This window comes from Curtobacterium sp. MCBA15_009, assembly GCF_001864895.1.
GTDB lineage: Bacteria > Actinomycetota > Actinomycetes > Actinomycetales > Microbacteriaceae > Curtobacterium.
Genome location: NZ_MJGO01000026.1, coordinates 1 through 346, shown reverse-complemented (window position 1 = coordinate 346; position 346 = coordinate 1). Strand labels below are relative to the sequence as shown.

1 protein-coding gene is annotated in these 346 nt (G+C 56.9%); it reads left to right on the top strand.

Annotation, left to right across the window (positions count from 1 at the left end; all coding sequences use genetic code 11):
- Positions 1-346, top strand: a 346-nt coding sequence (locus BIU97_RS17235; RefSeq protein ID WP_217640103.1) for a hypothetical protein, incomplete at both ends; no start/stop codon positions are given.

Below are 346 nucleotides of genomic sequence, written 5' to 3'. Positions count from 1 at the left end.
GTCTTCAATGAAAGTGAGGCGTGCGCGTGGCTGGCTGACGGCCCTGGCATTGTTTCTGGTTTGCCCGGGAACCGGTGTGTCTTCGGAATATCTGTCTGGAGAAGCACAGGCAAGGGAATATCGCCTGTGGTACCGCAATTACGACAGCCCACCCATACGTGCCCTGGTTGCCCTCGCCTTCGACAAGACACCGGAATACGGTTCGTATCGAATCACTCGCACCCCGGAGATGGCCCAAGGCCGGGTTGTCCGCGAACTTGAGCGCCAGCAATCAAAATTGGTCGATCTCGCGAATGTCGCGACATCAAAACAGAGGGAAGAAAGCCTGCAGGCCATCCCCATACCT